This is a genomic window from Bacillus paralicheniformis (assembly GCF_001042485.2).
Classification (GTDB): Bacteria; Bacillota; Bacilli; order Bacillales; family Bacillaceae; genus Bacillus; species Bacillus paralicheniformis.
In genome coordinates this window covers 336,778-350,214 of the sequence record NZ_LBMN02000035.1, presented here as the reverse complement: position 1 = coordinate 350,214, position 13,437 = coordinate 336,778, and the positions used below count along the sequence as shown (strand labels likewise).

Here is a 13,437-nt window from a genome sequence, read left to right as displayed (position 1 = left end):
ATCCATGGTTGAAAGGCAGAAGGGGGGAGGCCGCTTGTCTGGAGTTATTTTTGGAATCGTATGCTTCTTTCTTGTGTTTTATTTCCTAAACTATATCGGTCAAAAGTTAATATCTAGAAAATCACCTGTGAATCATAAGATTATCATTTCGATTTCATTTGTAGAAGCTCTTATTTCACTAACTTTAGTCTATTACCGTCCCCCATTTTTATAATAACAAATTAATTTTAAGTTACCTCCATTAAGAAGTGTCTATATAAAATTGTGGCTTTTCTTTGAATCTTCAGCAAGTACTTTGCTGACTTTTATTAATTAAGGGGGAACAAGAAAATGAAAACTTATGACGCATTTCCAGAACCAATTGGCGGCTATACTGTCGGTCGAACCCAGATGGATTTTGATTACACGGCATCAGACCACTCAAAAAGAGAACTGACGGCGTTTGTGTACTATCCGTCCGACAGTAGCGAAGGCAAGACTGCATCAACGTACATGTTTCCTGAGGTCTACGAAATGCTTGATGAGCAGCCACTTCTCACTGCGTTGAAGGATGCTTACTCTATAGATATCAAGACCCAGTGTTACGACGACCTTGCTCTCTCCGGGAAGGAAAAGCGCTATCCGGTGTTATTCTATGTATGCGGCGGGGGCGGTTCTCCAGAATGGGGTACAGTGATCTGTACAGACTTGGCAAGCATGGGATATGTTGTGGTAAGCATCGGCCATCAGAATAGCACGATGTATAAGCGTAAAGATGGGCGCCTGTTTAATGTATCAAAGGATTTTTCGGATGCCATTATGGCGTTTTCTGAAGATCCGGAGATGCTGGCGTTGGCTGGTAAGATGGAGATGCGGCCTGACGATGAAACTGCCATTGAGATGTGCCGTAACGTGCTTACACTGCCGATACTTGCCAAGTTAACAAAGTATAGTGAATTACAGGCAGAAGATGTAAGGTATGTAGCCGATTATCTTTACAAACTGGACTCTGGAGAACTGAATTCCATCTTTAAGGGCAGATTGTTGCTTGACATCGGCATGGGCATAGTCGGACATTCTTATGGAGGGCCTACGACGGCGATTGTTTGCCGGGACGACGACCGGTTCGCCTGCGGGATTGGCTTGGATAGCGGTGCGTTCGGCCTTCGCGACAGCGACCTGAAGAAACCCTTTTTGCTACTGTTTTCTGAACCTAACTATAATATGAATGCGATCATTGGCGCTAACAACAGCATGGAAACCTATTATTTCTCTGTTGATCGTGTTGCGCATTTAGATTACTGCGACATCGTGTTTACCAGTGTTAATGAGGAACTCAGAGGCGAACGGGATGCTATGGAGATGCGAAATCTTGTTACAAACTATACGAAGAACTTTTTTGATCATTACATACTGCAGAAGGCTGCAAGTGTGGAAAGTCTGGCATACGATGGCGTGGACTTGATCAAGAAGACCAGCAACAAGTGACATAGCCGAGAGGTTGCTGATAAACGCATGTCAAAGAGCTAGCCGTACAGACACAGAGCCGATAACCCTATTACGCGGTTATCGGCTCTCTCATATTTCAGGCATTGTTTTTAAGTGATACAAGCTTTTGTCTAGATACTGAGATGAGTGTTGATTTGGGAGAATCGCGTCCAATTAAAACTAAATGAATATGCAAACTGCATGCTTAATGTATGGAATGAAGTTAATACATTACATGTGAATGCTGTTGTTGAAGTCAATGAACTATTACATATAATGTTGTGAACATTTCAAATCAGTAAAGTAAAGTTGAGAGAACCAGCCAAAATTACAATGTAAGTTAAAGGAGTTTGCGAAGAATGGGTTATAGGAATGGAAATTATGGCTGCATTTTATGTCAAAGAACTGTTTAGTGAAAGTAGTTCAAGGGCTAATGCAACCAAGGGTTTTGTGTCGTACAGCTGATGGAGGAACATTGCATAATCCTGACCTTCATTTCTTTCTAGTTTACATAATATATATTCTCGGAAGTTAAGGATTGAAAAGAAATTCTGTCTCAATCTCAAAGTATACTCAAGTTAGTGAGACAGAATAAAAAATTTTATCGATAAACTGAATATACGGCAATTTCTTTTCCCCATTTATGTATCGTTTTTTCTAAAGTCATGCCGATTCGTTCGGCAACTTTTCTGGACGGCAGATTTTTCGCATCAGGTAAAGATACGATTTTTTTCAGGTGAAATGCCTCAAATCCATACTGTTTGCATGCTGATGCCGCTTCGGTTGCATAGCCGTTTTTCCAGACGCTCCGTTTAAACAAATAGCCGATTTCCATTTCGTCCGATCCTTCGACTTCCTGTGGCACGATACCGCATTGACCTAGAAATTCGCCTGTTTGTTTATGTTCGGCAACCCACAGGCCGGTCCGGTTCCGTGTTTTTCATAGTTTTCAAGCGTCCAGTCGATCCATTGCAATGTCTGTTTTTCATTCTTTGTCGATGGATAATATTCCATGGCTGTCGGGTCAGAAAAGATTTCGAGCAGGTTTTCCGCGTCATCACGCCTCATTTTTCGCAAAATCATCCGGTCTGTCTTCATGATCGTATCTTTCATGGTTCTTCTCCCCCTTATTTTATTGATTATGAAGACGTTAATTCCCGATAAACCGTTTCTAATTCTTCCATTGTCAGATCTCCGTATGCGCATTTAATCACGGCATCTGCGAATTCATCATAGTCGTCATCTGTTGAAAAACCTTGCTGGAGCGTTTTGGCGTAAAGCGCGATTTGTTTTTTTCGCTTTTCAATGTCTTCCTCTTTGCCTGCGTAATCAGGTCCATTGATCGTGTCGTAGTTTTCCTTGACAAGCATCATGTATTGCTGCAATGTTTCATTCATACATCCATCTCCTTTCATGTTTACAAAAATATTCCTCATTCCTTCCATTATAATATATACGAAAACGGACACCAAATTCGGTGTCCGTTAAAGTGCCGTTATTTAGGTTCAGCGCCCCAAATCAGTTTTCCATTCTCATACAACGTGATTTTTTTCGTATTTTTAAACGTGTTTGAACCTGAAGAAAATGAATAGTCGCCGCTTTGGGCATAATTGCTCCAGTTGTCATTGTGAAGACGGATCTGGATTTCGCCTGTACTTGCACCCGGCGCTAATGTACCGTTTTTAAATCCTACTTCAAGATACGTGTCTGCTCCGTTTACCGCTTTTTTTAATTGGACGAATTTGTGCGTGATTTTGCTGCAGCCGATTTGGGCATAGTCGCAGTCAAAATTTTGTCCTTTGTGATTCGTTTTATACCAATAGCGGACAGTGATTCGATTTAAAGACACGGTTTTTTTGCTGTTGTTTTTAATGTTGAGCTGAGGGCGGATTTGGTTGCCGTTTACATTGTTGTCCCCCGCTCTGTATTGTACTGCTATCGTGTTGGCTGCAGCGCCGCTGTCTTGACCTGGTTTATCCTGATCCTTTTTCTGGTCTTTTTGATCTGACCCTTTCGAATCCGATCCAGAGTCTCCTGACGAACCGTTTGATCCGCTGCGGATGTTTTCTCTGACGAATTTACCTGATGAGGATAAGTCGGATTGAGACCATCCTCCCTTTTTAGAGGCGCCGGAGTTTAAAGCAGCTGACGACTCTTGTTTGTCGCACAAGCTCCAGTTTACCCAGCTGATTTTTTTGCTGTCTAAATATTTCAGCCACTCCCTGGATTGGTCGAGGTAGACACCGCCGTTTCCGGAAGCATCGCTCGTTCCCCATTCTGTGACGAAAATCGGCGCTCCTTTGCTGAGTGCATAGTCTGCTTTATCTCGCAAAGACTGACCGTGCGTACCCGCATAAAAATGAAGCGCGTACATGACATTGCCGTCTTTCAGCTGATTGTCCGCCGCATCGTTGACATCTTGGCTCCAAGTGCCTGTCCCAACGATCACAATATTTTTCGGAGAATTTTTGCGGATCACGGACAAAATGTCTTCAGCGTAAGGTTTAATGTCACGGTTCCAGTTGACATCGCCGTTCGGCTCGTTGGCAATTTCAAAAATGACGTTTGGCGTCTTGCCGTAAAGCCTTGACATTTCGTTGAAAAACTCTTTTGCTTTCGCTTTGTTTTGGTTTGGATTGCCGTCGCTCAGTATGTGCCAGTCGATGATCACATAGATTCCGAGTTCTTTTGCCGCTTCGACGGCTTCCTTCACTTTGTTTTTAACCGACGGATTGTCAATATAGCCGCCTTCACCCGTATACATAGCCGCGCGGAAGACATTGATGCCCCAGTCGTCTCTCAGCCATTTTAACGAGTCTTTGTTGACATAATCGCCATACCACTGCAGCCCGTGTGAACTGATTCCTTTCAGCTGAACCGCTTTTCCTTTTTGATTGACGAGCTGCGTACCTTTCAAGGTGAGCTGTCCGTTTACAGCAACGGGTGTTTGAGAAGCGGCAGACGCTTTAGGTGCGATGATACCGCTGATGCCGAGTGTTGCTACCATGAAGCAGGCGATGAAGACAGAAATGGAACGTTTCATGTATGACATTCTTTTTCCTCCAATGATGTTATTTTCCAAAAACACTTTCTGGCAGACATTTTCACCCCTTTCTTGGCTTGTAGCACGTTACTGATTGTAAAAAAACTATTCATTGATTGTCTATCAACCATATTTCACGTTTTTTTCGTTTTGAAAATCTATCTATTTCCTCTTTTCGTATGAAATGGGAGGTCTGAATGCTAATGATGAAAAGCTAAAAAAGTATGACCGGGGACTTTGTGCTTCCTTTTTCTCTCAATTCGAAATTTTAAAACCTGATTCTTCTTCAAAATAATGTCTTCCCTCTGCCTAAAATGCGGCAACCGGGAAAAAATTGCTGTAAAAAGTTCACAAAGCGGACATGTTCTCTCTGCTGTTTGTGTCACTTTATTGTCAAAAAAATAAAACCATCCGCTTGGAATGGTTTATTTCTTTAAATCAGAGAAAAAGCTGACAAGTTTTGTTGCGACACCGACAAACGTTTCAAGAATCGCCTGTCCACCTGCGACCGATAAAATTAAAATTAACGGGAATATCGTTTTTGGGACAATCAGATACCCGACAGCAATGATCAAAGCGCACCATATCCCTGCGCACCAATAGCAATTCAGCAAATAGCCGAAGTTTGATTTCGGCACTTTTTTCGTTTCTACATGCCCTTGTTCATCAACCGTCTGCTTTTTCTTCATGAACGGTTTCCGGATAAACTCCGTAATCTTGTCAAAAACAATCAAATGAGTTAGCCGGTAACTGGCGAGAATCAGCATCGTAAATGTAAGCCAGGATAAATGCTCCATTGCAGGCCTCCAACATGAAAAGTTATCTATAGCTATTTCCCGATTTCTTCTGACTTATTGCTTTTTTTGTCATTTTTCCCGAATGTGATGTAGATCACGATTTTCCATCGGTGAACCCGTTACATTTAACCCATAGCATAAAAAACACTTCAGGAGGTTTTACAAATGGAAGCAGTATTTGATCAAAACACAAAAACAGGTGATATTGTTACGCGTTTTCCAAGAGCCAGCCGGCTGCTGAAAGAATATCGCATCGACTTTTGCTGCGGGGGCAACCGCCCGATCGGTGAGGCGATAAAAGAACAGGATTTAAATGAAAAAGAGATCTTAGCAAAAATCAATACATTATATCAAGAGACAAAGGCATTGAACGCAAAAGAGACGAACTGGAGTGAAGCCCCGTATTCACAGCTGATCGACCATGTGATTCATACGCACCATGCTTACCTGTATGAGGTGCTTCCTGAACTATCAGGCTTTGTCACAAAAGTCTACCGGGTTCACGGCATCCATCATCCGGAACTCGCCCAGGTCCATCAATTGTTCCATCAGCTGAAAACTGAACTGGAACACCATCTCTTTCAGGAAGAGGAACTCATTTTCCCGAAAGTGACGGCCTATGAAGAGACGCGATCAATGGACAGCCTGGCAGAAGCGGTTCAGGCGATCGACGTCCTTGAACAAGAGCATGAAGCCGCAGGCAGCATCTTGAAGGAACTGAGAAAAGTGACCAATGACTATACCCTTCCTGAAGGGGCATGCACAACATATACACTGACTTACTTAAAGCTTGATGAATTGGAAACAGATCTTTTTCAGCACATTCACCTGGAAAACAATATTTTGTTCCCGCGGCTTGAAGCGGAAGCCAATCAATAAAATAAAAAGACAGAGGATTTCACTTCCTCTGTCTTTTTGTTTATCTATTCATCTGAAGCAATGTCTTTAACTGGAAGCGCTTCTCCTTCCTGATGCGTCGGTTTGCGGAGATGGAATAATGCTCTGATGCTGAATATGACCAAAATCACGATTCCGGCTAAAAAGATCGTATCCGGCACAGCCCTCCAAGTCAGCAGCGTTTGCACCGTATCCTGCTGTAAAAACTCAGGCGCCCTTGAGCTCCAGTACCCGTCTTCAAACGCTTTTTTCAATTGAAGAAAACCGACCGGCAACAAATTGATAAACACCATTCCGAACAAGCCGATGTTCAGCGACCAGCAGGCTATTTTCAGCCATTTATCATTCCACGCTTCTTTTTTGGCGATATTGCGTAGCGTATACAGCCAGACAGCAATGGCAAACATGCCGTACACGCCCATCATCGCCCCGTGCCCGTGGGCAGGTGTCAGGAACTGGCCGTGCTCAAAATAGCTGACAGCAGGCAGATTGATCAAAAAGCCCAATACCCCTGCACCGACCAGATTCCAGATCGCCGTTGAAATCAAGAACCAGAACGTTGCTTTATACGGGAAATGATGGCCTCCGTCTTTCATCATCTTGTATTGTTCATAAGCTTCCAATACAAGCAGGGTAAGAGGAATCACTTCCAGGCATGAGAAGACGGAACCGAGGCCGATCCAAACTTCGGAAGAACCGTTGTAATAGTAATGATGTCCGATCCCGATGACACCGCTCCCCAGCAGGATCGTCAGTTGAAAATAAAGCGTTCTGACGGTCGATTTTTTCGTAACCAGGTTCATTTGCACGAGCAAAAAGCCGATGACCACGACGGCAAAGACTTCAAAAATCCCTTCCACCCAAAGATGGATAATCCACCACCGCCAAAAATCCGACATTGTAATATTTGTGCCGGGATTAAAGAAAAAGGCTGCACCGTAAAACAGCGGAATGGCGATCGAAGAATAAAACAGCAGATGAATCAAACCGCCTTTATCAGATTCCCGCTTGAGGCCGCTCTTAATGCCTCTGAAAACGATAAACAGCCATATCAGCATGCCGAGTGCGAGAATGACCTGCCAGAAGCGGCCGAGTTCAATATATTCCATTCCTTGGTGGCCGAATAAGAACCAGTTGTTTCCTAAAAGGCCTTTCGCTCCGAGCCATTCGCCAGCCATGCTTCCGCCGACAAGGACGATCAGCGCCCAAAACAGAATATCGACAAGCAGCCCCTGCCTTTTCGGCTCGCGGCCTCCGACAAGCGGCGCTGCATAAATGCCCATACCGAGCCATGAAGTCGCAATCCAGAAGATCGCCAGCTGGAGGTGAAATCCCTTAGATATGCTGAATGGCAACATATCCCTGATCCAATCGATCCCAAAAAAGCTGTCCGGCTCAATATAATAGTGGGCAAGCAAAGCTCCGAACATGGCCTGAACAAAAAACAGCAGCGACACAACGGCGAAATATTTTCCGGTTTTAACCTGTGACGCCGTAAGCGGCTGTTTATCCAGATCAAATACCGGAAACGCCCCTTCCTGATAAGCCTCTTTCATTCCAAGCTTGTAACGGTAAAACACGAATAGAATAATGCCGACAAATAAAATCAGGATGGTGACGCTTGCGCCGCTCCACCAAACGGCGGCAAATTACATCGTGTTTCCGGCATCTTCATCATACGGCCAGTTGTTCGTGTACGTAATGTCGTCGCCAGGCCTTAATGTACTGGAAAGCCATGCCGTCCAGAAGATAAAATCGGAGATCTGCGTGATTTGGTCTTCGCTGTCAACCCACGCTCTGTCGCGTTTAGGCATGTGGCTTTCTTTAATTAAACCGGGCTCAAGCCCCCAGCCGTCTCCTTTTGTAAAGACATTGCGGTAATGATCACGCACTTGCTGCAATCCATAAACCTGCGCATCTGTCAGCTTCAATGTATCTGACGCGCGATTATAACGGTTTTTTCTCATTTCGCGGATGACTTGATTCCGGATGGTGGACTGCTTTTCATCTGAAAGTTGTTTAAAGCGCTTGCCGTATCGTGCCTCCGCCTTAAAATCCTGCATCCCTTCCGTATAGATTTTCAGGGCTTCGGCCGTGTAATCAGGCCCCATGTAAGATCCGTGCCCCAAAATCGTGCCATAATCCATCAGCGCGTATTTTTGAAATACGGCCTGACCGCCTGAAATGGACGATTTGGTCATGAGCACCTCTCCGTTTGGCCCGGACACTTCAACTGGTCTTGGTGCAAGTCCTTTGAAGATCCAATAGCCTCCCAAAAGCAGCACCGAAAAACTAACGATTAAAGTAAAGACGAGAACAGATTTCAAAAAACCGTTTTTCGATGCTTTTTTAACGGGCACCGTCTTTCTTTGAACTTCCATTGCGGTTCACTCCTTTTTTGATTTTGCATGTCCTAAGATACTGGATATGTAGCACACCGGTTGTGAACCAGATCACTTAAATAATGGCGGATTTGTGAACAAAATAAAAACAGGCTTTCCATCTGTTGTTCAATGGAAAGCCTTCATCTTATCCTTCATTGCAGCCGTTCAGCCAGTCTGTATCATGTATGAAAATTCCGCTCCTGTCAGCTGTCAGCAGATTTTTCTTTTTCATTTCATTTAATGTACGGTTAATCGTTTCCCTTGACGTTCCGACCATGTTCGCAAAATCCTGATTGGTAATGGGCAGGCTGATGTAGACCCCTTTTTCTTGAGGAATGCCGTGTTCTGCAGCGAGCTTCATTAATACATGCGTCAAGCGGTGCTGGACATCTTTTGAAATAAAACCTTGGATCCGCTCTTGCAAATCGAGAATCTTTTTCCCCATGATTTGCATCACTTTTATTGTCATTTCCGGATATTTCATCAAAAGTTCATTAAAATCAGCGATGCGGATTACGATCAACTCGGTTTCCTGAACGGCTTCGGCTGTTGCCGGGTATGGGGAGCGGTCAAAAAAGCCGACATGGGGGAACATATCCCCGCTTTGCAGAATCGAAATCACTTGCTCATTGCCGTCTTCATCGATTTTAAAGGCTTTAACAAGACCGGATTTAATGAAGAATACCGCTTCCCTCTCTTCCCCTTCCATAAAAACAAACATTCTCGGCTGATAGGTGCGCTTGACCGCGATTTGCTCGATTTGTTTGAACTCTTCATCATTCAGCCCGCTGAAAATCATAAATTGCTTCAGAAACTCCATTGGTCTTTCAATCCCTTCGGTTTTGCTAAAGGAGAGCGCGTTGTCACAGGCGGCGCTCCAGCGCAAAGAGCTCTTCTTCAATCGCCGCTGCCTTCTCTTCCACGACTCTGCGGCTGTCCTTCAGCGCCTGATTATAAAAGTAAGGGCCCAGCTTTTCCTTTACGAATTCAAACATTTGAATCGCCGCGATGTCTCCAACCTCTTCTCCCCTTTCTTCAACATAAAAGCGTTTGATTTCCTCGATAATCGCTTGTTTTTCTTCTTGCGTAAGCTTTATAAACATAAAAGCGGCACTCCTTTTTTTATTTTCATGATAAACGAAAAAGTCCGCAAATGAACCATTTATTTTTTACATCCGTTTACTATCCCTCACTTACCGATATTAAACACGAATCAAACGAATGACCGTGTGACGTAATTCACAATGTTTTTAAAAGACTTTTTGTAAGATAAACATGCTGATTGATTTATTCATTTTTCCCTTTGAAAGGAGCAAAAACGCAATGGTAAATCGTCAAAAAATACAATTACCGCTGCAGTCATTTAGTTTAGTCGCAGGATTTATGGTTTGGGTGTTGATTTCCTCTTTAATGCCCCACATTAAGCAGGACATCGCCCTGACAGACAGCGAGATATCCCTTGTCACGGCCATTCCGGTCATACTCGGCTCGCTTCTGAGGATTCCGCTGGGATACTACACAAACAGATTTGGTGCGAGAATCACGTTCATGATCAGCTTTGTGCTGCTTCTGTTCCCGATTTTTTGGATCAGCACAGCCGATTCGCTGTTCGACTTGATCCTTGGCGGATTCTTCCTCGGCATCGGCGGAGCGGTCTTTTCCATCGGGGTCACATCACTGCCGAAATACTACCCTAAAGAAAAACACGGGTTTGTCAATGGGATCTACGGCGCCGGGAACGTCGGTACAGCGATTACCACGTTTGCCGCTCCTGTCGTAGCAAAGACAGCCGGGTGGGAAAATACGGTGCGGATGTACATCGTGTTAGTCGCCGTATTCGCTTTATTGAACTTTATCCTTGGAGATCGAAAAGAAACAAAAGTGACGGTTTCTGTAACAGAGCAAATGAAGGCAGTCTACCGAAATCAGACATTATGGTTTTTAAGCTTGTTTTACTTCATTACATTCGGATCTTTCGTCGCGTTTACGATTTATCTTCCGAACTTTCTTGTTAATCATTTCGGGCTTGATCCCGTTGATTCAGGGCTTAGAACCGCCGGATTTATCGCTGTCGCCACTTTTCTGAGGCCTGTCGGCGGCTGGCTCGCGGACAAATTCAACCCGCTGAAGCTGTTGATGTATGTATTTGCCGGCTGTACCTTGTCAGGGATTTTATTGGCCTTTTCGCCCAGCCTCGGACTTTACGGATTTGGGGTATTAACCGTTGCCGTATGCGCCGGTCTTGGAAACGGGATCATCTTTAAGCTCGTGCCGCTTTATTTTTCAAATCAGGCCGGCATCGTCAATGGGATTGTATCAGCGATGGGCGGCTTGGGAGGATTCTTCCCGCCACTCATCCTGTCAAGCGTTTTTCAGGCAACCGGCCATTATGCGATCGGATTCATGGCGCTGTCAGAAGCAGCCCTTGCCAGCTTTGTGATCGTGGTCTGGATGTATTTTCAGGAAGTGAGCAAAACATCGACCAAAACGAAGACGAACCATTTATAAACCTTTCCTGCAAAAGGAGCCTTGAGCTGATGTGCTCAGGCTCTTTTTTGGGACTTTATTCATAAGTTCACAATATTGTTTATATTTAAAAGGTCACTCAGCCTTATTTAACGTTAAAATAAGAACTGCTAAAGGGGTGACGCTCAATGAATATTTCTGTTAGAAAATCAGACACAGATTTGCTCTCAGACGATCTGCATCACTTGCTGGAATCAATCAGTACACGACGAAAAATCAGGCAGGACACATTCCTTTTTCAAGAAGGGATGGATGCGGAGGAACTGTATCTTATTCAGTCGGGACTTGTCCAAATCGGCAAATTGACGTCCGATGGCAAAGAACTGACACTCAGAATGTGCAAAAAAAATGATATTGTCGGGGAGCTTACGCTTTTTACAGAAGATGCGAAATATATGCTGAGCGCAAAGATCCTCTCTGATGGCGAAGTGTTGGTCATCAATAAAGATAAGCTTGAAAAAGAACTCATACAAAACGGTGCACTGACGTTTGAGTTTATGAAATGGATGAGCACGCATTTGCGAAAGATTCAATCGAAAATCCGCGACCTTTTGCTGAATGGTAAAAAAGGCGCGCTCTACTCCACCTTGATCCGTCTCGCAAACAGCTACGGCATCACAAGAAGCGACGGGATTCTCATCAATATTGTGCTGACGAACCAGGATCTGGCGAAATTCTGTGCCGCCGCAAGGGAGAGCATCAACCGCATGCTGAGCGACCTCCGGAAGAACGGTGTCATTTCAATTGAGGACTCAGGAAAAATCGTCATTCATCAACTCAACTATTTAAAACGCGAAATCGACTGTGAAAACTGCCCGCTCGACATCTGCAATATCGACTGAAAAAACGAAAACAAACAAGGACATGAAGCACAGTGTCCTTGTTTTTTACGTTTGCAGCAGAAAAACGATCAACACGGCCATAAAGAAACAGGCATTCACCAGCTCTGAGATTCCGATTGTCTTAATCGACAGTTTCTTTCCATGTAAAAACCACGCTCTGAAACTGCTCGGCACTACACCAAGCACGGCCCATCCTGCCCCCGCGGCCAGCGAGATGAACGGCAGGAATACGTGGTATCCCCATGAATAAAGTTTAAACCGATTGTTTTTCTTTTCGCGGATCATCGACTTGACATAAAAGGCGCTCCCTGTGAAAAACAAAGCGGACTGGATAAAAACAAACAATGCTTCACCATCAAGCTTCCCCGCTCCCATCCAGAAGCTCGCAAGCCCGCCCGCGCTGAAAACAAGGATTGCCGCAATATCATTTAAAAGCGCCCTGTCGTTGTTTCTTTTCGCATAATAAAGATTGATGAGAAAGAGCGGAAACAGCGGCAGCCCGAGAAAAACGAGCCGCGGCTCCAGCCAGACCGAAATAAGCAGGAAAACGATGGCCGGAATGCCGTAGATGAGAACCCATTTTTGATAGTAAACGATATTTTTCTTCTTCACCATCATCGTAGCCGGAAATGCCGCTAGATATAGAAACAGCCATCCGCAGAACAGCGGAATATGCTTTACATCCGCGCCCCCGGCGAACATGCCGAGAACAAACGGGATGACAAGCATCGCCCAGGCGCCGTGCTGCTTCGGTATGAACACTTTCATCACGCATCCTCCCTTCTTTTCTATTACATTATAAAAGTTTCGTCTTTTTTACACAGTGACATTTTGCATACAGGCGTGTGAAATAAATCACTGCGCCCTCCAGCCCGGCGCTTTATACTAAATGCTAATATATAGAAGGAGGATATACCATGGACCGGTTTGACTACTTATTGTTTCTGAAAAATCTTCCTATGTTTCTCGGGGTACCCCTTCCGATCATCAAAAGGCTGCTGAAAAACGGGAAGGTGATCGATATCCAGCCATCTCAGCATTCGCGATCGTTCCTTCATTCGCAATCCGTCTATTTTGTTTTAAAAGGGGAAGTTCATTTTTCTGACAGAAGACTTCCAGAAGAATCCCGAACGATCGCCGAGTGGGAAAAAGGCGATGTTTTCCCTATTGATCAAAAAGGCGAACCTTTCGTATCTCCGTTTATTTCAGTCAACACTGCCGCAGAAACCGCCGTACTTGAAATTCCATTTCATACTTTCAAAAAAATGATGACTTATAACCGCCAATTACAGACGAACTTTCTCATGCTGCTTCAGCAGAATTTGTATTTTTCCTACCAGCTTTTTTTGCGTTACCTCAACTCCTCTGCAGAAGACGACGCGTGAGAAGGGCCTCCCCCTTCTTTCCCTTCCTTTTCTAAATGTGATCTACTTAACTTTTTTTCTTTTTCATTTCCGCTACGATACACATGAATGCAAACG

General features: G+C 44.3%; 11 protein-coding genes and 2 pseudogenes. 5 read left to right on the top strand and 8 right to left on the bottom strand.

Going from position 1 to position 13,437, the window contains the following annotated elements; all coding sequences use genetic code 11:
- Positions 1–330 precede the first annotated feature (330 nt).
- Positions 331–1,467 carry an alpha/beta hydrolase gene (locus ACH97_RS18605; protein ID WP_023857560.1) on the top strand — a complete coding sequence of 379 codons (1,137 nt, stop codon included), beginning with the start codon at positions 331–333 and terminating at the stop codon, positions 1,465–1,467.
- Positions 1,468–2,068: 601 nt separating this feature from the next.
- On the opposite strand, the pseudogene ACH97_RS18600 reads toward ACH97_RS18605, so the two are convergent.
- The 4 genes and pseudogenes from ACH97_RS18600 to ACH97_RS18585 all read right to left on the bottom strand — a co-directional run bounded on the left by ACH97_RS18600 (position 2,069) and on the right by ACH97_RS18585 (position 5,307).
- Positions 2,069–2,580 (bottom strand): annotated as a pseudogene (locus tag ACH97_RS18600) (GNAT family N-acetyltransferase).
- 26 nt (positions 2,581–2,606) lie between these two features.
- Entirely contained in the window at positions 2,607–2,864 is a 258-nt protein-coding gene (locus ACH97_RS18595; RefSeq protein ID WP_020451644.1) for a YnfE family protein, read from the bottom strand.
- A gap of 98 nt (positions 2,865–2,962) precedes the next feature.
- Positions 2,963–4,510, bottom strand: coding sequence for a cellulase family glycosylhydrolase (locus ACH97_RS18590; protein ID WP_041817446.1), 1,548 nt, complete (start codon positions 4,508–4,510; stop codon positions 2,963–2,965).
- Between the two features lie 425 nt (positions 4,511–4,935).
- Complete coding sequence (locus ACH97_RS18585; protein WP_020451642.1) at positions 4,936–5,307, bottom strand: DUF1360 domain-containing protein; 372 nt, start codon at positions 5,305–5,307, stop codon at positions 4,936–4,938.
- 165 nt (positions 5,308–5,472) lie between these two features.
- Here ACH97_RS18585 and ric point away from each other — a divergent pair, with 165 nt between their 5' ends.
- Positions 5,473–6,186, top strand: a complete 714-nt coding sequence (gene ric / locus ACH97_RS18580; RefSeq protein ID WP_020451641.1) for an iron-sulfur cluster repair di-iron protein — start codon at positions 5,473–5,475, stop codon at positions 6,184–6,186.
- Positions 6,187–6,230: 44 nt separating this feature from the next.
- Here ric and ACH97_RS18575 read toward each other — a convergent pair.
- The 3 genes and pseudogenes from ACH97_RS18575 to ACH97_RS18565 form a co-directional block, all read right to left on the bottom strand.
- Positions 6,231–8,585, bottom strand: a pseudogene (locus ACH97_RS18575) (nitric-oxide reductase large subunit).
- Between the two features lie 148 nt (positions 8,586–8,733).
- Positions 8,734–9,408: a Crp/Fnr family transcriptional regulator gene (locus tag ACH97_RS18570; protein ID WP_020451639.1), complete on the bottom strand. Its 675-nt coding sequence runs from the start codon at positions 9,406–9,408 to the stop codon at positions 8,734–8,736.
- A gap of 43 nt (positions 9,409–9,451) precedes the next feature.
- Positions 9,452–9,691 carry a DUF2164 domain-containing protein gene (locus ACH97_RS18565; RefSeq protein WP_020451638.1) on the bottom strand — a complete coding sequence of 80 codons (240 nt, stop codon included), beginning with the start codon at positions 9,689–9,691 and terminating at the stop codon, positions 9,452–9,454.
- A gap of 220 nt (positions 9,692–9,911) precedes the next feature.
- Here ACH97_RS18565 and ACH97_RS18560 point away from each other — a divergent pair, with 220 nt between their 5' ends.
- On the top strand, positions 9,912–11,096 hold the full coding sequence (locus ACH97_RS18560) for a nitrate/nitrite transporter (protein ID WP_020451637.1): 1,185 nt from the start codon (positions 9,912–9,914) through the stop codon (positions 11,094–11,096).
- Between the two features lie 146 nt (positions 11,097–11,242).
- On the top strand, positions 11,243–11,956 hold the full coding sequence (locus ACH97_RS18555; RefSeq protein WP_020451636.1) for a Crp/Fnr family transcriptional regulator: 714 nt from the start codon (positions 11,243–11,245) through the stop codon (positions 11,954–11,956).
- 45 nt (positions 11,957–12,001) lie between these two features.
- On the opposite strand, the gene ACH97_RS18550 is transcribed toward ACH97_RS18555, so the two are convergent.
- Positions 12,002–12,724, bottom strand: coding sequence for a YwiC-like family protein (locus ACH97_RS18550; RefSeq protein WP_020451635.1), 723 nt, complete (start codon positions 12,722–12,724; stop codon positions 12,002–12,004).
- Positions 12,725–12,873: 149 nt separating this feature from the next.
- Here ACH97_RS18550 and ACH97_RS18545 point away from each other — a divergent pair, with 149 nt between their 5' ends.
- Positions 12,874–13,341: a cyclic nucleotide-binding domain-containing protein gene (locus tag ACH97_RS18545; RefSeq protein ID WP_020451634.1), complete on the top strand. Its 468-nt coding sequence runs from the start codon at positions 12,874–12,876 to the stop codon at positions 13,339–13,341.
- The last annotated feature ends 96 nt before the right edge of the window (positions 13,342–13,437 follow it).